Source organism: Pseudomonas syringae, assembly GCF_021606685.1.
Lineage (GTDB): Bacteria > Pseudomonadota > Gammaproteobacteria > Pseudomonadales > Pseudomonadaceae > Aquipseudomonas > Aquipseudomonas syringae_R.
Window position 1 is genome coordinate 1 of the sequence record NZ_WKCB01000031.1, and the last position, 19,688, is coordinate 19,688.

Below are 19,688 nucleotides of genomic sequence, written 5' to 3' on the forward strand. Positions count from 1 at the left end.
GAGCGTGGGCCGCCGCGATGGGCCATCCATGGCCCAGCGCGGCTAACCCGGCGTCCTGCCGGGTTGCCCACGCTCCAAAGCCTGCGTTCGGCCAGCGTGTTTAATGGGGCGCCTAAGATCAAGATCAAAAGCTTCAGATCAAAAGATCGCTGACTTCGTCAGCGGTAAGGATGTAAGGGCCACAGCAAAACAGAGCAACGCGAGGCGGCCTGACAGCCGACCTGATCCTTGAAGCCTCACTCGGTTCAAATGTGGGAGGGGGCTTGCTCCCGATAGCGGTATGTCAGCCAATGCATCTGTGACTGCCCCACCGCTATCGGGAGCAAGCCCCCTCCCACATTTTGACCGCAATCAAAAGGCGCAACTCCGGTCGGGTCCAACGCCGCCAAGCGCGCCCACAACCCGCGCTTTTGCTCTACACCACTCAGGTCGGCTGTCAGGCCGCCGTGCTTTTGATTTTGATCTTAGGCGCCCCATTAACCACGCTGGCCGCACGCAGGCTTGAATCCGTGGGTAACCCGGCAGGACGCCGGGTTAGCCGCGCTGGGCCAGGGATGGCCCATCGCGGCGGCCCACGGATTCAAGGCTGCGTGCGGGCACACCGAGCCTAGGCGAGGTGCCGAGTGGTGGGGCAAGAGCCTTTTGGTTACTTTTGGGCTCTTTTCAAAAGTGACCCGCCGTAAGGGCGGAACCAATAGCCGCCGTTACCGCAACAACGGATATGTACCCACCCCACCCCCACCCCAACCTCACAAATTCTCATACCGATTCATATCCAACACCCCCTCCTCCAACGGCGCCGTCTCCCGCACATACCGCGACAAATCATGAAAATACCGCCAAAACAACGGATGACTCCGCCGCACACCCCACCGGTCAACAATCGCCTCAAACCGCTTGGCATCCTTGGCCCGCTCCATCTGCGCAACAAACGCCGGCACTTCCAGCGCCGGGATATTGAACATGAAATTCGGATAACTGCTGAGCACCCCAGGGTAGATCGTCACCGTGTCCAACCCCGGCTGATAGCGATACGCCTCACCCAGCAAAAACGCCACATTACTGTGCGCCCGGTTGCGCAACATGCTGTAGACCACGCGCTTACCATCGGCAGTCTCAACGCGCAGCATCGTCGCTTCGGGCAACTGCTCGATAACCTTTAGCCCCGCCGCCGGGCGGGAGGTCAGGCGGCTCAACGCCTGCTCAGCATCCTGCAACGCCGGATCGATACCGTCACGCGAGCAAAAAGCGCCGCTGCAGCGGTTGATCGGATCCGGACTCGCATTGAGGTCCCCGTAGCGAGCAAGCAACTGGCTGGCAAAGTCGCGCTTGGGATCCTTTTCATCCAGATGCAAGCCGGTCGGCTTGTCATCATCAATCGCTTCGTAATCCAGCCACATCTTGAGTTTGCCGCTGTTCTGATACCAGTCGTCGAGGAAGTCTTCACGGGTATCGGCCGGCATCAAACGCAGGAAGTTCTGCTCCGCACCATTGCGGATAAGGTCGAAGTACAGCCGGGTCTGGGCCTGATGCGACACATTGCCGAACACATCGAAATTCACCGCCAACTGGTAATAGGTACGCTCCAGCAGCGGGTAGTCAAACAGCCACATCGTCTGCGGCACCTCGCCGATCAGGCCCTTGGTCACCGAGGCGCTGTCGAAATGCCGGAAAATCGTCAGCAAGGCATTGTCATTGCCCGCCCATAGGCTCGACCAGCTCGGCGCCGGCACGTCGGCATAACTGTCACGGCGCAACGCCTCGTATTCATTGCGCTTGTCGCGATAGGCCAGCCACAGGCTGAGCACGCTGCCTACATCGTCGTTCTGCCCCGGCATGGCCAGCATTGGCGTGGCCTGGCCGCGATAGCGCGCATCGGTGATGTACAGGTCGTGCTCGGGGTCCTGGAACAGGGTCCAGAAGTTATCGCGGATCACGTCCGTGGCAATTTGCCCACGACACACCGGCCCGCGAATAAAGGTGCGCACGAAGTATTCGGCGTTATCCAGCATGAACTGGTAGCGCGCCTTGGCCGGGATCGCCTCAAACGTTTCGAACGGATTGGCACGGCGCCCTGGCCCGTAACCTGGCAAGGCGTTGACCTGCCAGTTACCGGCGTAGAACAACGCCTTGATGCGCGCCATTTTGGCCGCGCTGAACGGGTAAGTGATGTGGGTTTTATGCACGATCACACCCTGCACCGGCCACAGGCGGTAGTACACCTGGGTGCCGGGGTCATCGTTGGGGCGGCGCGTGGCGATCAGGTCGATCGGCTGGCCACTCGGCGTGCGCGAACGCACCCACTGGAAGAAATGCCCCGGCTCGCCGTTCTCGAAATAGATATGCGCCAAGAACAAATGCTCGAACAACCAGCGCGCCACCAGGCTTTCGCGGGCGCCGGGTTGGTTGAACAGGTTCTCCCACTGCTGCACCTGCAAGGCTTCCTTGGCGCTGGGTGCCAGGCCCTGCTCATCAATCGGCGCACCGGAGGCCAGCCAGCGTTGCAGGGTCTGGTATTGCTGGTCGGTCAGGCCGGTGACCGCCAGCGGCATGCCTTCCTTGGGATGGGCGCCGGCGTAGGCGTTGAATTCGCCAGGGGTTGCACACATATTTGCGCGGTTCAGGCCCAGCGCGATCTCGTCGGGCAGCTTGGCGTTGGGTTGCAGCGGCGCGTTGTGGCCCAGCTCGAGCATGCGTGCCATCAAGGCGGCCTGGCTGCCCTGGGCGTCCAGCACCGAATAAAAGCCCTTCTGCTGCCAGGCCTGTTTGCCGAACGCGTCATAGAACAAACGGGTGGTCGGCGTGGCCTGGCTGCGCTCGCCGTCGTAGACCGGCACTTTGGTCGCCCCGCGTGCCGCGCCCTCGGCACTGCCGAGGTTGAGCTGGCAGGCGGAGTCGTAGCAAGCGTGGCAGGCCACGCATTTCTCGGTGAAGATGGGTTGGATGTCGCGGGTATAGGAGATCGCCGGAGCGGGACCTTTTGCCAACGCGGTACTGGCGATCAAGGCCAGGACGGCGCTGACGATAAGACGAAGTGACATGTATCCGGTCCCGATTCAATGCGTGCGCTGAAAAATTGCCGACGATTCTACCGGTGTCGACGCGCCATCAACATGAACGATATTCATGCAAAAACCTGCCATGCTCCAAAAGCGCACAGGTTTGCTATGATCCACGCCCTCCGTAATGCCTGACCTAGAGTAGTCCCATGCCCGATCGTAGCGCTCGTCTGCAAGCCCTCCACCACGCCCTCAAGGAACGCATCCTGATCCTCGACGGCGGCATGGGCACGATGATCCAGAGCTATAAGCTTGAGGAGCAGGATTACCGTGGCAAACGCTTCGCCGATTGGCCGAGCGACGTCAAAGGCAACAACGACCTGCTGGTGCTCACCCGTCCGGACGTGATCGGCGGCATCGAAAAAGCCTACCTGGATGCCGGCGCCGATATTCTGGAAACCAACACCTTCAACGCCACGCGTATTTCCATGGCCGACTACGGCATGGAAGAACTGGCCTACGAACTTAACGTGGAAGGCGCACGCCTGGCGCGCAAGATCGCCGACGCCAAGACCCTGGAGAACCCGGCCAAGCCGCGCTTCGTCGCCGGCGTGCTTGGCCCTACCAGCCGCACCTGCTCGTTGTCGCCGGACGTGAACAACCCCGGCTACCGCAACGTGACCTTCGATGAGCTGGTGGAAAACTACACCGAGGCCACCAAAGGCCTGATCGAGGGCGGCGCCGACCTGATCCTGATCGAGACCATCTTCGACACCCTCAATGCCAAGGCGGCGATTTTTGCCGTGCAGGGCGTGTTCGAGGAGTTGAACCTCGAACTGCCGATCATGATTTCCGGCACCATCACCGACGCCTCCGGCCGCACCCTGTCGGGCCAGACCACCGAAGCGTTCTGGAACTCCGTGGCCCACGCCAAGCCGATCTCCGTGGGCCTCAACTGCGCCCTGGGGGCCAGCGAGCTGCGCCCGTACCTGGAAGAGCTGTCGAACAAGGCCAGCACTCACGTTTCCGCGCACCCCAACGCCGGCCTGCCTAACGAGTTCGGCGAGTACGACGAACTGCCGTCGGAAACCGCCAAGGTCATCGAAGAATTCGCCCAGAGCGGCTTTCTCAATATCGTCGGCGGCTGCTGCGGCACCACGCCCGGCCATATCGAGGCCATCGCCAAGGCCGTGGCCGGTTACGCGCCGCGCCCGATCCCGGACATTCCCAAGGCATGCCGCCTGTCGGGCCTGGAGCCGTTCACCATCGATCGCAACTCGTTGTTCGTCAACGTCGGCGAGCGCACCAACATCACCGGTTCCGCCCGCTTCGCCCGCCTGATCCGTGAAGACAACTACACCGAAGCCCTGGAAGTCGCCCTGCAGCAGGTGGAAGCCGGCGCCCAGGTGATCGACATCAACATGGACGAGGGCATGCTCGATTCGAAGAAGGCCATGGTGACCTTCCTCAACCTGATTGCCGGCGAGCCGGACATCTCCCGCGTACCGATCATGATCGACTCCTCCAAGTGGGAAGTGATCGAGGCGGGCCTCAAATGCATCCAGGGCAAGGGCATCGTCAACTCGATCAGCATGAAGGAAGGCGTCGAGCAGTTCATTCACCACGCCAAACTGTGCAAGCGCTACGGCGCCGCCGTGGTGGTGATGGCCTTCGACGAAGCCGGCCAGGCCGATACCGAAGCGCGCAAGAAAGAAATCTGCAAACGCTCCTACGACATCCTGGTGAATGAAGTCGGCTTCCCGCCGGAAGACATCATCTTCGACCCGAACATCTTCGCGGTCGCCACCGGTATCGAAGAGCACAACAACTACGCCGTCGACTTTATCAACGCCTGTGCCTACATCCGCGATGAGCTGCCGTATGCGCTGACCTCTGGCGGCGTGTCCAACGTGTCGTTCTCGTTCCGCGGCAACAACCCGGTGCGCGAGGCGATCCACTCGGTGTTCCTGCTGTATGCGATCCGCAACGGCCTGACCATGGGTATCGTTAACGCCGGCCAGTTGGAGATCTACGACCAGATCCCCGCCGAACTGCGTGACGCGGTGGAAGACGTGGTGCTCAACCGCACCCCGGAAGGCACCGACGCCCTCCTCGCCATCGCCGACAAGTACAAGGGCGACGGCAGCGTCAAAGAAGCCGAGACCGAGGAATGGCGTGGCTGGGACGTCAACAAGCGCCTGGAACACGCGCTGGTCAAGGGCATCACCACGCACATCGTCGAAGACACCGAGGAATCCCGGCAGTCGTTCGCGCGCCCGATCGAAGTGATCGAAGGCCCGTTGATGTCCGGCATGAACATCGTCGGTGACCTGTTCGGCGCCGGTAAAATGTTCCTGCCTCAGGTGGTGAAATCCGCCCGGGTGATGAAGCAGGCCGTGGCCCACTTGATCCCATTCATCGAGCTGGAAAAAGGCGACAAGCCGGAGGCCAAGGGCAAGATCCTGATGGCCACGGTCAAAGGCGACGTACACGACATTGGCAAGAACATCGTCGGCGTCGTGCTGGGCTGCAACGGCTATGACATCGTCGACTTGGGCGTGATGGTGCCTGCGGAGAAAATCCTGCAGGTGGCCAAGGAGCAGAAGTGCGACATCATCGGCCTGTCCGGCCTGATCACCCCGTCCCTGGACGAAATGGTGCACGTGGCCCGCGAGATGCAGCGCCAGGATTTCCACCTGCCGCTGATGATCGGTGGCGCCACCACCTCCAAAGCCCACACGGCGGTGAAGATCGAGCCCAAGTACAGCAACGACGCAGTGATCTACGTGACCGACGCCTCGCGCGCGGTGGGCGTGGCCACGCAGTTGCTGTCCAAGGAATTGAAGGCCGGTTTCGTCGAAAAAACCCGCCTGGAATACATCGACGTGCGCGAACGCACCTCCAACCGCAGCGCGCGCACCGAGCGCCTGAGCTACCCGGCGGCCATCGCCAAGAAGCCGCAGTTCGACTGGAGCACTTACACCCCGGTCAAGCCGACCTTTACCGGGGCCAAGGTGCTGGACAATATTGACCTCAAGGTGCTGGCCGAGTACATCGACTGGACACCGTTCTTTATTTCCTGGGACCTGGCCGGCAAATTCCCGCGCATCCTTGAAGATGAAGTGGTCGGCGAAGCCGCGACCGCGCTGTATGCCGATGCCCAGGAAATGCTTGCCAAGCTGATCGACGAAAAGCTCATCAGCGCCCGCGCCGTATTCGGCTTCTGGCCGACCAACCAGGTGCAGGACGATGACCTGGAGGTCTACGGTGACGATGGCCAGCCGATCGCCAAGCTGCATCACCTGCGCCAGCAGATCATCAAGACCGACGGCAAGCCGAACTTCTCCCTGGCCGACTTCGTGGCGCCTAAAGACAGCGGCGTGACCGACTACATCGGTGGTTTCATCACCACCGCCGGCATCGGCGCCGAAGAAGTCGCCAAGGCCTACCAGGACGCCGGCGACGACTACAACTCGATCATGGTCAAGGCCCTGGCCGACCGCCTGGCCGAAGCCTGCGCCGAGTGGCTGCACCAGCAGGTGCGTAAAGAGCACTGGGGTTACGCCAAGGACGAACAGCTGGACAACGAGGCGCTGATCAAAGAGCAATACAGCGGCATCCGCCCTGCCCCGGGCTACCCGGCGTGCCCGGATCACACCGAGAAGGCCCAGTTGTTCCAACTGTTGGACCCTGAGGCCAGCGAGATGCACGCCGGCCGCAGCGGTGTGTTCCTTACCGAGCACTACGCAATGTTCCCGGCCGCCGCAGTCAGCGGCTGGTACTTCGCCCACCCGCAGGCGCAGTACTTTGCCGTGGGCAAGGTCGACAAGGACCAGGTGGCGAGCTACACCGCCCGCAAGAACCAGGACCTGAGCGTGACCGAGCGCTGGCTGGCGCCGAACCTGGGCTACGACAACTGACCGGTGCCGGAGCCGGCCCAGGGCCGGCTCCGTCTAATTACACACCGAGACTGCTGCGCTGCTGACCCGAGAGGCGGATCAACAGCTGCAAGCTCTCGGCCTGGTATTTTTTATGCAGCTTTTCGTAGGCCTCCCCATAGGCGTCATTCAACTCAGGATAAAGCGCTTCCAGCGCCGTCACCTCCACTTCTTTTTGGCGCGACAGTTCACTGAAGTCGTCTGGGTACGTGCGCTCCAGGTAGCTCACCCAATAGTCGCGTGTCGCCAACTTTTGCAGAAACGCCGTGGTGTTTTCCTCCTCGATAATCCTGTCATAGGCTCGCTTGATATCGGCATCACTGACGTTTGCCACCGGCTCGTAGAGCATATCGACCGGTTGGCGCGGCAGTTCAAGACGTTTTGCCAGCTTTATGCGATAGGCAAAACGGACTTCAGCGGGGTCGGTATTGGGGCGAAGGGCGATGGCCTTCCGGGCTTCAGCTTCTACCTCATCCAGCCGAATCATGCCTCTGGCCAGCTTGAGCAGGCTTCGCCCTTCCTCCGCGCTGCCGATAGCCACGGACGTTAATACTTTCGCCTCATAGACCATGGTCTCCAGTTCACTGAACAACAGCATCCAGCCGTCACCGCAGGTGGCATTGGTCCTGGATGCACGCGCATGGGTAAACAACCTGTCGCGCAACCCTGCGTCCTGGTCAGCCGCATCCAATACGGTCCAGACCCGCTGGGTCAGTTCGGCCAGGTCATCCTTAAAGTCCCGCGCATGCCTCAGTTGCGCAAGGTTGTAGAAAAAGTAGCTGTTATTCTCGGCCTCCTTGAGGGCGTCCCAGACCAGGTGCTTTTCCGAATGGGCGTCTACACCGGAAAACCATTGGTCTTTCTGCTGCTGGGGGGTCAAGTTCTCAGGGTGAACATCTGCATCCTGGTTTTCGCCGTCACTCTCCTCACTGGTCGTGCTGGCATCGAACTCTTCTGACGATTCGCCCAAGTCCACGTTGATATCGTGCTGGGTATAGCCCAAACCCTCTCCGGTTTCATCCAGGTATACGCTCAAACGGGCAAATGTAAGCCTGGTCAACGGGTTGTCACTCAGTTCCGTACCCTCCATCAACTCACTGCACGCAGGCGTCAAGGCACGCTCCGGGATCTCCGAGATTCGGTTGAGGCTCAGGTTCAACGAGCGCAGGTGCGGCGCGTCCAGCACGGCCGCCGGCCACTGATTCAGCGCGTTGTGGCTCAGATCAAGGCTCTCCAGAAGGTCCATTCCGCTCACATCGAAACTGTCCAAGTTATTCCAACGCAAGTTCACATGCTTCAAGGCCGGCAAGGCGCGGAGTTGGCGCGCTACTTCGGCGCCGTCAGTCAAGCCGTTTTGCGCCGCGCTGATACGGATGATGGCCGTCAGCTCAGTCAGAGGCTGCGGGAGGCTGGTAAGCCCATTGTTGTCCAATGTCAACTCACGCAGGTTTGGAAACCCTCGCAAGAAGTCATTTGAGCCTTGTGCCGTCATGCGGACCTCGCTCAGCGTCAGTTCGGTGACGTGGTCAAACTGCTTGGGCAGTGTCGGTAGATCGCCGGTGCAAAGACCGACCAGATTCAGATGCTTGTCATTTGTCAATGTGCTGGAGAGGTAGCGGCGATAGGCATGCCCCCGCCAGACCTCCACTATTTTTTCTGCCGCACGCCTGCGGTCCCAGGCGCTGACCCAACGAGTGCCTTCGCGATAGGCGGGAACATCGATCCAGTCATTGAGGGTGTTGATCAGCCGTTCTTTGTGCAGGCTCCATTCCGTCAGCCGCTCCTCGATCTGCGCCGTGCTCAAGCCTTCCAGTTCCAGTATCTGAATATGACCGCCGGCCATGGTGTCGCTCATAGTCGGGTCCAGGCGCTGCAGGAAGGCTGCCGGGGTCAAGGCCTCGACGCTGCCCGTCTGTTCAGGAACGACGATTAAAATCTTGGGGTTATCGCTCACGTTTTCCGGAAAAAACTCCGGATCTCCGCCCGTGCGCCCTTCAGCCAGAAGCGGCATGGGGATACCGAGCGGCTGATCCAGGCGGGCGCGTTGGCCATAAGCGCTAACCGCCTGCAACGTTGGCGGCGTCAACCGGCAACCGCGGACATTGGTCCCCTGCAACAGCGCATCATGCCCGTGCCATGCCGCCTCGGGAATCGTCGTTACAGCGCTGCGGCTTAAATCCAACAGCTGTAAACGAGGCAGCTCCAGAGCGCCCTCGGGCCAGGCCTTGAGGGCGGTGCCAGAGAGTCGCAACGTGCTGAGGTGGACAAGCTTGCTGATCTGCAGCTGTTCCACGCGGTTGCCCTGCAAGTTGAGTTCCTCAAGCGTGGTCAGGCTACCCAGGGTTTCCTGAATTTCGGCGGTGATGGTCAGATGGTTGAAGGACAGATCAAGGTGCGTGGGTCTCAGGTCCGCCAGGCTCGACGGCAGGGCTGTCAGGTTGTTACTGGACAGTTTCAGATGGCGCACCTCAGGAAACTGCCGCAGAAAGCCGTCGAACCCTTCGGGGCTGGCATTCACCCCATGCAGATTCAAGCGCCGCACATGGTTGAAAAGGCCATCGGGCAACTCCGGCAACACGCCCAGGGCGCCAGTGGAGAGATCAAGTTCGCCGATCCCTTGGCTGACAGACAGCCCCTCGCCCGGCGCAAGGTAGCGCCCCTCCAGCCCCGCACGCCAACAATTGATCAAGCTTGTCGCGCAGCGCTCACGGGTGAACGCGGAGATTGACTCGCGACCCACCTGTAGGGGTGTCGCTTGCCACTCCTGCAACTTTTGCATGAGCGTTCGACGTTCTTCGACCAAGGTTTCAATGCGCGTCATCCGGTCGCGCAACGACAGCCCCTGGCGCCTGAACCCGGACATGACTCGTCGCCCAAAATCGCCCGGCTCCGGCACCTCACGATTGAGTACTGTCTCGCCATAGCCGGCCACCCACTGTTCGACATCCACCGGATGCGCCGGGTTATCAAGCAGGTATTCAAAGGCTCTCAAGGCGACACGTGGCTCGAAGGCCGACCAATCCAATTGCAGCCTACGCCATAGGCGCGAATGCCCAGCGAACAACGTCTCGGGCAGTGCGTTGATCCGCGTCCCCTTGAGGTTGAGGAAGGCCAGGTGCTCAAGCTCAAACACACCGCTCGGCCAGGTCGCCAACGTCCCGGATACCGACAGCGCGCGAAGGTTGCGCAAACCACTGACGTCCAATGTCAGCATCGCCCCGCGCAGCGACAACATCTGCAAATGCTCCAGGGTATTCAGGCGCTGTAACACGGCAGGCATGAACACCAACCCCTCACCGGTCAATATTACGTCGGTGACGCTTCGCAGTCCGCCAAGGCGTTCAATGACCGGGGCTAGCGTCGATTGGTCGAGATTAAGGCTCAGGCGCTTCGCGCGGGGAAACTGCCGCAACAGCGCGGCGCCCGGCTCGCCGAGAATCATGTTTGCGTCCACCCGTAACATCCGCACATCGGAAAAGTCAGCGACCAACGCTGGCAAGTCACCGACCCCTGTCAGGTCCACCGTGTAAAGCGCAGGTGCATCCGTAAATATTCTATTGCGCCAACAGTTGATCAGAGTCCTCGCCACACGCTCACGGGACTCTCGAAGCCCCGCTATGCCAGGCGGATAGACCTCCGCCCACTCATCCAGCGCCGCTTTCAGCACCTGGAACTCACGCTGACGTACGTTGAGGAAGTGCACAATCTGCTGCTCGGTATCGCCCTGCCCCAGCCGACTGAATATAAAGGTATCCGCCTCGGTGTCGGTAAGGTTCGGGTACACATCGCGCACTCGTGCGGTCAACGACCCGTGCGCCACCAACCCCTTGCCATCCCCCGAGAGCGCAAACCCCGGCCGTCCGTATACCCGAGACAGCGCAGGCCGTGATCGCGGCAGGCGCAGTTTCAAAAAATCCGCCATTTCAGTGCGATGGGTACTGGCGTAACGCGCCAACAAGCGCTGCAGCTCTTCGTGCTGATTAACCTGTGGCAGCCCCAGCCCGCTGCGGGCCGAATCGGGCAGTGCGTGCATGATCGATTCATACAAATTCCGGCCATGCAAAGGCACGCCATTGAGCGGCACTCCCTGCTCGTCGTAGGCCTGAAACCGTTCCCCGGCCCTGACCAGGTACTTGCGTTGCGGCGCAGTTTCACTGCCGATACTGTCAAGCACCCGACCCTCGAAGCGCTCAGCGTGTAGCTCCAGGCGCAGATTCGTCGGCCAGCCCGGCAGACGCTCCAAGGTATGCAATGCCAGTCGATCACTGTCAAAGGAGGCCAGGTTATCGCGATGCAGGCCCGCCATGGCCCGGTTCAAACGGCTTTGTTGCAGATAGGTACGTGCCAGGTCGTCCAGGCGTGCGGGTACCTCACCGCCCTCGCTGATGCGTGCCAATTCGCTGGGGCTGGCATTGCCCATCACTTCACGCACACCCTCGCTGGACAGACGTGGAAACCTGCGCCGCAACCACTCGCTGTGCTCTACCACCGCGTCGCTGGAACGCTGCAGGCTTTGATAGATTTGCGTGCTGCTCTTTTGCGCATGATCCGCCAGGCGCGCATTGAAGATAGGCTCCCTCGCGACGTCCACACCCTGTGCCTGACGCCCAAGCAAATCGATGGTTTCCTGCTCGTCCAGGTCGGCCAGTACGCGCTGCGGGAGTTTGCCTTGCAACACCTCGCGGCGAGTGATCTTGATCGTGGCGCGCACATCCGCCGCCGACGTACGGGTGCCGTACTCTCGGGAGCTGCCCCACAGTTCCGGGCCATTGAACACCTCCAGGATGCGCCCGGCAGGCCAGCGAGGCATTTCGACAACCAGCGGCAAGGCGTATTCATAACGCCAATCCAACCCGGTGCCTCGCCGAATCTGCGCGATTACACTGCCCACTTCGTCATCGAGCCGAAATTGGCGCAGGGTCTCGGCGAGCAACGAGGGCACCGGCAGGCCATCCACATGCATCTGGCGCAGCGCATCGTCACTGACCCCGCTTATCTCGCCAAGGGTGGTCAAGGTTTCGTCAGACAAGCCCTCGGTCTCATGGCCGATACGGCGTAACAGGGTCAGGCGATCCCACTCCAGAGGCCGCTCGTGGATTTCACGCCAGGCGCCGCCGCGATTCTCCTGCAGGATGGGCTGATACGCCCCATCGTTGGTGGGGTGTTTGATCCGCCATTTTTTTAGATGGGTATCAAAACCCTTTTCGTAAACACCGTCGCCGATACGCACGTAAATCTTGCCATTTACTTCATATTGACCACGGGCGTTGGGCTTGACCGAAGGCGGAATCACCACCTTGCTCCGATACGGCACAAGGTCGGGCTTCCAGAGCCGAGCCTCGCCGCTGGGCAGCTTGACCGGCACCATCCCATCGACCCATTTGGACACCTGAATCAGCGGCGCCTTGCCTGCCATTACACCGGCCACGCCCAGGCCCGCCATAAAGGCGACATTCAGCGCTACCGACTCCAAATGGCCCAAAGCCGCTTCCATATCTCCCTGTTGCCAGGATTCGATGCCGTGGTAGACCTCCATTCCCAACTGAACGGCGGTCACCGCCATCATCAACTCGCCCACCCCCGGCACGACGAACGCTGCCACGTTGAGCGCATTCATGCCGATACTCAGCCAATAGTCGAGACGTTCCTTGGCGGCCTGGCGATCAGCTTCGGCGGTGGGTACTGCCACCGCCAGCGCGTTGTCTTTCAGGCGCTGCACATGCAGATCGTAGAGGGCGCCGAACGGCTCGTCGGTGATGGGCGTGTCGCGCAGGTTCAGATCGATATTCTCGTCGTACACCCGCTCGCGCAGCCCTTGGTTGTTCCATTTGTAGGTGTACAACCTGGCTTCCAAACGCTGCAAAAAATCCGCCGCCTTGTTTTGCGGCAGCAGGCTGGCGAACAGCTTCTGATAGGACGGCGCGCGCAAATTGATCGCTAGGTCCTGGTTGAATTGCGCAATCGAGTCGTACTCCTTGAGCGGGTACAGCGGCGCCCCCGGAATCCACACTACGAAGCGCCCAACGGGCATTTTAGGGATCAACAAGTCGAGGACACCCGGGATCGGATAGACCCAGTCGAACGCCGTACGTCCTTTGGGTTTGAAGCCCGGGCCAATCAGGACGACTTCGCCCAGAGGCATACCGAAAATCGATAAGCGGCTGTAGGCCAATGGCTTGCCTTCCAGCGTCGCGTACGGGGTGCCGGACAGCACGGCCAGCAGCGCCCGATAGAATGATTCAGTGATCTCATTCTTCATGCGGGCGGTGTGCACCCGCACTTCCAATAGGTCTTTTTGCGCGGCGATCATCTGTGAGCGCACCACTGCCGCACGGTCAGGTGCCTCGAACACCTGTTTCAAGTGTTCTTGATATTGCCGCCCCAGATCCAGCGTGCGGCACAACTGGGAGAAATCCTGGGGGGAAAGCGGCAGTTTTTCGGTATAGCGATAAGTCGCCGGCGATCCCCCGACTACGTGGTCGAACTCTCCATACTCAGTGATCAGCGCATCGATAGGCGCCAAGGCGCTGGTTTCACCCAGCTGCGTCTGGGAAAAGTCCTCATTACCTTCGAAGTTCAACAACGCCGCCTGGAGCAATGTGTGCCGTTCGGTCGCCATGCGGTAGCGCAGGTAGAACAGCGCATTTTTATTCACATCCAGGGTCTTCCCTAGGCGCTTTTTCAAGGCCTCGACCAGCAGCGGCTCGGTAAACGCGCTCACCCCTTTCAACGTTTCCAGGGTCTTGGCCAGAAGCTCCCGGGAGGTGCGACTTCGCGTCTGACTGGTGCTGAGGGCGCTTTGCAGTTGCGGGCTGGCGCTGGTCTGCCAGTGCGGTAGCGGCGCTGACGGGGAGTGGCCGGGAAACAACGCACGCTTGAGGCTTTGAATATCGGTGAGCGTACTGTGAGCAATCCACGCCGGGATGCTGGTTCTGATCTGTTTCGTATGCAGACCGTCGTCTGCGCGAGGGGGTATGCCTGACATCTAGTGACTCCTGGTGACGCGAGTTAAGGAGTCTCAGTACATCCAGTACGCTGCCCTGCCAGGCAGTAGATAGCTATGGGGCCGCGTTTTAGCGCAAGTTGACTATCCTTTGTGGAGCATTGGGTTTATCCCCCCGTCGAGGGCCACATGAACGACTCCAGCAACAAGCCGCCAACCTTTTGGCAAATGCTGCACAGCGTGATGGCTGCCGCCTTCGGTGTGCAGAGCGGCAAAAACCGTGCGCGCGACTTTACCCACGGCAAGCCCAGCCACTTCATCGTGCTGGGCATTGTGTTTACCGTAATCTTTGCCTTGACCCTGTTGGGTATCGTGCAGCTGGTGCTGCACCTGGCTGGGGTTTGAGCCAGCGCAAGATGAATGCGCTGGCGTCTGCCAAACGTGGGAGGTTGATTACTTGATCATTAATCCGAAATTTCGTCAGAATTTCCTTCCTCTCCCGAGGCTCCAACTTCGTCCTCGTAATCGATGACCTCCTGCGTCACTTGTTCCAATGTGTAACCCAAATAGCTGCCGAGTTCTTCATGGGGTGGCACGTCGCCCGAGGCGACACGCAATTCATCGCGAATTCTCCTAAGGAAGCCGATCTCGAGTGCGTTATCCACCACATTGATGCCTTTGACTAACGCCTCATGCTGCTCTTCAAACAGTTCATCGGGAAGTCTATCAAGCTGGTTACTTGCCAAATTCAAGGTCTTGAGCGTTCTACTTTCGAAAACGCCTTCAGGCCAGTCATAAATATAGTTGTAACTCAGATCCACCGTTTCGAGCGCATCCAAGCCAGTGAGATCAAACCCGAATCCAAGTCGGTTTCGACTCAGGTCCAGCCATTTCAAGTGCTTGAAGCGACGCATCACGGCATTCACAGAGTCGGAGTCCTCCAGGCCGGTGTCAGACAACTCCAGCCGCTCAAGCTGCTCCAGGGAGGACAGGGTCGAGGGCAAGACTTCCAGAGGGTTTTTGCTTAGCCTGAGTGTACGAACGTCGGTAACCGAACGCAGAAACGCCTCGCAAGCGGTAGAGGAAAGTTCCATACCGGTCATATCCAGCGTTGTAACGCCAGTCAGTGGCAACGACAGCTCAGGCAGCACGCCCAGTTTTAACCCACTCAGATTCAGCTCCTGCTCGAAACTGGGTGCAAATCTCCCCTGCGCCCACCGATAGATAATGTGAAAGCCGGCTTTTCGGACATCAACGTTCTGACGGACTTGCGAATATCGATCCAACATCCAACCATTGAGTTCGCGTGTCAGCGTTTCGAACTGCTGATTCCAAACATTGATCAACTGGTGGATTTGCGACGAGGTAAAGCCCTTTTCATTCATGGCCTCGAGCCAACCTGAAAGCCCCGCTTCCGTGAGACCAGGCAACGTTCGCCGTAATCGCCCTTCCAGTGACAATGCCCCCTCACCTTCAAGGATTTCCGGAGGCGGCAAAGTCCACAGCGTTTTGCTGAGCCGTAGGCCCGCCCTCAGTGGCGGAAAAGTCGGTGAGACCTCTGCGGTCGCCAACCTTTCCAGAGCACCTTGCGGCAAGACATTTGCGCCTTCGACACGCTGGCGTGCCACCTGCAAGTCAGACAGCGCTTGCGGGTTCAACGGCGTGCCGCCCAAATGCGTATTGAGCACGAGTTCGTCGCGGGACAGGAATACCTCTGGCAGGGTGGAAAGCCGGCTCTCACGCAAATCCAGACACATCAGGTTCGGCAGATCCTCTACCCCGCTGGGCCATTCACTCAGCTCTGTCGCCCGGAGCATCAAGGCCCAGAGATTATTCATCCCGCGCACATCCACTCTCGTCAGCGGGTTCTTGTCAAGATTGAGTATCTCCAGCGCCGGCAAGTCATCCGACACCAGCGGGACTTCGGCCAACTCACAGCGGCTCAAATCCAGGTTCGTGGTGGCGGGAAAAGCACGAATAAATTCACGTATACGTTCGGCCGGGAGGCGCAGATCGTTCAACTTCAGTATTCGTACGCTGGACAATTTTTGCCCCGACAGTACTGGCAGTTCGCTCACCAGACCATCCGACATCGCAACAAGCATGTCACCGCCATGCACGCCAAAGTGTTTCAGCACGGTTTTACGCCAGCAATTTTGCAGGCCTTGGCCCATCTGCTGCCTTGCCGCACGCTCCTCTATTTTGCCGGCACTCCACGCGTCAAGTTGCCCGCAGAGTTCGTCGTACTGTCTACTCAGCGAATCAATCTCCTCAATGGCTTTCCAGCTCTTGCTGCCCAGCATCTCGTACAAGAGCCTTAAATCCCCACGGTCCCACGGGCCAAAACGAGGCAAGACTCGTTGGCAATATTCACCTCCGATCGCCTCTCGAAGAAGTGCGCCGCCAGAGGTGTTCTTCAGGGACTCATACGCCGAGGTGAGGCCACCCTCGGTGAAATTGCTCCAATTGAGGTTCAAGCCCTGCAACAGTTGCTCGTGCGCCTTGGAGAGCTCAGTCGGCAAAGTTTTTATGGCGGTACTCTTTAAATCCAATCGTTCAAGATGCGGGAGTTCAAACAGTCCGGAAGGCCAGGTTTTCAAATGGGGTGCATCGATGGTTAATACGCGCAGCTTGTCCATGTTGCTCAGGTCCAGATTGCCTTCATCTTCGAGCGGCCCCCGAATACTCAGATTCAACTCCTCGAGGTTGGCCAATGTCCGCAGCCGTGACGAAACGCCTCTAAGCGGGATTTCCAGTTGCAGCGTAAGCCGAGTCAGCTTCTGCATCCGGCTCAATTGATGGGGCGCACTGCGCAGCACAGCATTTGTCAGTGAAAGGTCTTGCACCTCAGGGAAACGCTCAAGCATCACGTTGATAGCGTTGGGGGTCACTCCAGCCCCTTGGACATCGAGTTCAAGCACATGGGAGAAATCGGCCTCAAGGACGGGTAACGGCGCATCCAGGACTATCGACAATTTACGCAGGCCAGGATTTTCCTCGGCCAGCGGCGCATTTCGCCAGCACGTTTTTATCGCCCTTACCGTCGTGGCTCGCTGCTCGTCGCCGGCACTTGCCCACTGATCGAGTGTCCGCTCCAGCGCATCCCATTCACGGGACAGCGTTTGCAGGCGACTGAAAATTTGCGCATCGGTTTTCCCCGCCTGCACCTGCTTCAGGACAAACCCGTTGGCCTGTTGTATCGTCAGGTCGGGATAGAGGTCCAGCACACGGGGCGCCAGCGAGGGGTTCAAGCCGGAGGTACCTGCGGCACCTTCCCCGCTGAGAGGGTAGCCAAACGCTTTTTTCGTCACGCTCCTGTCGGCTGACAGCTCAGGGGCAGGCGTTAAAACAGGCTGGTGGGCGTCAGGGTCACTCGGGTGTTTGATCCGCGATTGCTTGCTCGATGCATCGTAAAAAATCTCGTAGGTCTTGCCCCCTCGGCGGGCGTAGATTGTACCGTCGATCACATAGTGGCCCTGCGCGTCAGGCTGCGCACCGGTCAAATCCACGTTGCGCTCGTAGGGCTCAAGGTTCGGCTTCCAGAGTCGGACCTGACCATTGGGCAACGTGACGCGTTCCAGGCCCTCGATCACCGGCTCGGCCTTGACCGCCGTCAGCTTGGCCAGACCTTTGCCGGCCCCGGTCATCACCGCCAACAGGGCAAGGTTCTCCGCCACGTCGATCAGGTGCGCCTTCGCGGCCTTGCGATCGCCTTCGCTCCATTCGACGACACCCTCAAACGTTTCTTGAAGCAGTTGGGCGACCATCACCCCCATCATGATTTCACCCAACACCGGCACAAACATCGACACGCCGCCCAACAGCAACATGCCGATGTTCAGCAAGCCAGAGAGCTTTTTTGAACGCGCCAGAGCATCCACATCCGCCGTGGGCACGGCGTGGCTTTTGGCATCGGCAAAGAGTTGATCGCAATGGCGCTCGAACAGGTAGGCCCATACGTCAGTGTTTTCAGCCCAGGTACGTTGGTCTGCGCGATCCATCGCGTCCGGGGCAAGATAGGGATCCTTCACCGCCACCTGCTTGGGCGTGCCGGCAGGCGGCAGTTCCTTGATAGCGGTAAACACCGAAAATGCACCGATCACCTTTGTCAGGTTATTCAACAACGGGAGATACGGGCCGACCGTGTCAACGAACGGTGCATCCGGCGAGTCTTCGGTAAATTGACTGAAGTAATGCGCACGGTCGGCGTAGGCCACAAACTGACTGAAAAACCGCTGGTAGCTGGTCGGACCGTCAGCTTGGGACCCCGAAGGGTCAGCGGCAGTGAACTGGCGTTTGAACTCCGCGCGCATTTGCGTATAGGTGTACCGCTTGAGCGGGTGCTCCGGGTCATGGGGCACATACAAAATAAGCTCATTCTCGTGATGATTGAGCCCACCAATGCTGAACAGAACACAACCGGTCATCCGGTGCTTCATCAGGCTCAGGTCCTTTAACCACACCGACTTGCCGTTCAGCCGCGGATCCATCTCTCCCTGAATGACGGACTTGATCATGTTGTAGTCGGCAAGTTCGATGTGTTTTTTGTGCAGCGCCAATTCAGCGGCGGCCCACAGCGCGTCCTTTTGGGCGGCGATGAACTTCACTTGCAGCGCCGGATCGAGTACGCCGTTGGCAGGTTTGAAATAGCCCGTGAGGTAATCCTGGTACTTCGCGCCGATATCCAGAGACCGGCACAGCGCGGTGAACTGCGCCACCGTCAAGGAGGTTGCAAGGGGTTCGAACATTTCGGGAGTCGTGCCCTCGAGCACAAAGCCGGACGATTCATGGAAGGCATCGGTTTCGCACTCCCAGGCCTCGAAGTTATGTAACGCTGCCTGTAACAGCGGCAGTTTCAAGAACTCGAAACTTGCGACGTCGATGCTCAGAATCCCCATTTCCACAGGTTTCCTGAGGCACACGAAGGTTTTCTTGACGTCCAGCGTGACGCGAAACTGCTTCTCAAGCGCTGATACCAGCAGGGGTTCGGCGAAGGTGTCGATGTCCTTGAAGCCCGATAGCGCCTTGTCCAGCGCCGTCTGGGAGATAAAACTGGCGGTGCTGGCGGCGCTTATTGCATCGCGCTGTTGCACTGAGACCTGGTGATACCAATCAGGCAAAGCCAGGTTGGCGTCTTTTAGTGCCGCGCGCCTGGGCGCGGTGGCGTCGATCAGCCATTTGGGAATTTTGTCTTCAATAAACGCGCAGTGGATGCTTTCGCTGGCCAGTGACGATGTCGCAGAAGTTGTCGCGTTGGGGGTGGGGCTTGGCATGAGGCCTCTCCTTATTTGATAAGGGAGGCAGCACATCACGGCGGGTAGTGTTATCGGTGATGCATAGTTAGTTGACCCGCGCCGAGCGCGGTGAATGCACCGATCAAGCTGGGGGGCTTGCCTGCGCAGAGCGCGCTCGATCCGGTAGGCGGTCAACAGCTTCACCCTGCTGCCCTGCAAGGCGTCACCGGCCTGGGAGACGCTGCTCTCGGCGTTGCGCTCGGAATCGCGCGCACGCAAATCCAGGCCGAGGTCCCTGGCGGCGGCCTGCATGAATTGCGCGTAACTGATCTAGAAGGTCTGGGTCGAATTGCCAGCGCTGAGAAACGCCTTCGTCATTGATGACTGACCCAGAACACAGCGGCTCCCACCACCAGGATGATCAGGAACAGAATCGCCCAGGCATCCACGGTACTGTCGGGTTTACGGGCTTTGGTCGGATTGCTCATGGCATCGCCTCTTATCGGTTTTATAGGTGATTGCACTCAAACACGCTCACAGTAAAGTCGACGATTGCCCGCATGACAAATGTGGG

5 protein-coding genes are annotated in these 19,688 nt (G+C 59.5%); 2 read left to right on the forward strand and 3 right to left on the reverse strand.

Translation table 11 applies throughout. The features are described from left to right. Positions 1 to 749: 749 nt before the first annotated feature. Complete coding sequence (locus tag GIW02_RS13900) at positions 750 to 3,041, reverse strand: fatty acid cis/trans isomerase (protein WP_236421898.1); 2,292 nt, start codon at positions 3,039 to 3,041, stop codon at positions 750 to 752. A gap of 167 nt (positions 3,042 to 3,208) precedes the next feature. Between GIW02_RS13900 and metH the strand changes: the two genes are divergently transcribed. Continuing rightward, on the forward strand, positions 3,209 to 6,919 hold the full coding sequence (gene metH, locus GIW02_RS13905) for a methionine synthase (protein ID WP_236414129.1): 3,711 nt from the start codon (positions 3,209 to 3,211) through the stop codon (positions 6,917 to 6,919). 37 nt (positions 6,920 to 6,956) lie between these two features. Here metH and GIW02_RS13910 read toward each other — a convergent pair whose 3' ends face one another. After that, positions 6,957 to 13,922: an NEL-type E3 ubiquitin ligase domain-containing protein gene (locus GIW02_RS13910; RefSeq protein WP_268935441.1), complete on the reverse strand. Its 6,966-nt coding sequence runs from the start codon at positions 13,920 to 13,922 to the stop codon at positions 6,957 to 6,959. Between the two features lie 147 nt (positions 13,923 to 14,069). On the opposite strand from GIW02_RS13910, the gene GIW02_RS13915 reads away from it, so the two are divergent. Next, a complete protein-coding gene (locus GIW02_RS13915; RefSeq protein WP_236414133.1) occupies positions 14,070 to 14,285 on the forward strand; it encodes a DUF2970 domain-containing protein in 216 nt (71 codons plus the stop codon). 59 nt (positions 14,286 to 14,344) lie between these two features. On the opposite strand, the gene GIW02_RS13920 is transcribed toward GIW02_RS13915, so the two are convergent. Beyond that, a complete protein-coding gene (locus GIW02_RS13920; RefSeq protein ID WP_236414135.1) occupies positions 14,345 to 19,153 on the reverse strand; it encodes a dermonecrotic toxin domain-containing protein in 4,809 nt (1,602 codons plus the stop codon). Between the last annotated feature and the right edge of the window lie 535 nt (positions 19,154 to 19,688).

Coding starts and splice junctions, on each gene's coding strand:
- GIW02_RS13900 (WP_236421898.1), bottom strand. CDS start 3,041: ATGTCACTTCGTCTTATCGTCAGCGCCGTCCTGGCCTTGATCGCCAGT.
- metH (WP_236414129.1), top strand. CDS start 3,209: ATGCCCGATCGTAGCGCTCGTCTGCAAGCCCTCCACCACGCCCTCAAG.
- GIW02_RS13910 (WP_268935441.1), bottom strand. CDS start 13,922: ATGTCAGGCATACCCCCTCGCGCAGACGACGGTCTGCATACGAAACAG.
- GIW02_RS13915 (WP_236414133.1), top strand. CDS start 14,070: ATGAACGACTCCAGCAACAAGCCGCCAACCTTTTGGCAAATGCTGCAC.
- GIW02_RS13920 (WP_236414135.1), bottom strand. CDS start 19,153: ATGCCAAGCCCCACCCCCAACGCGACAACTTCTGCGACATCGTCACTG.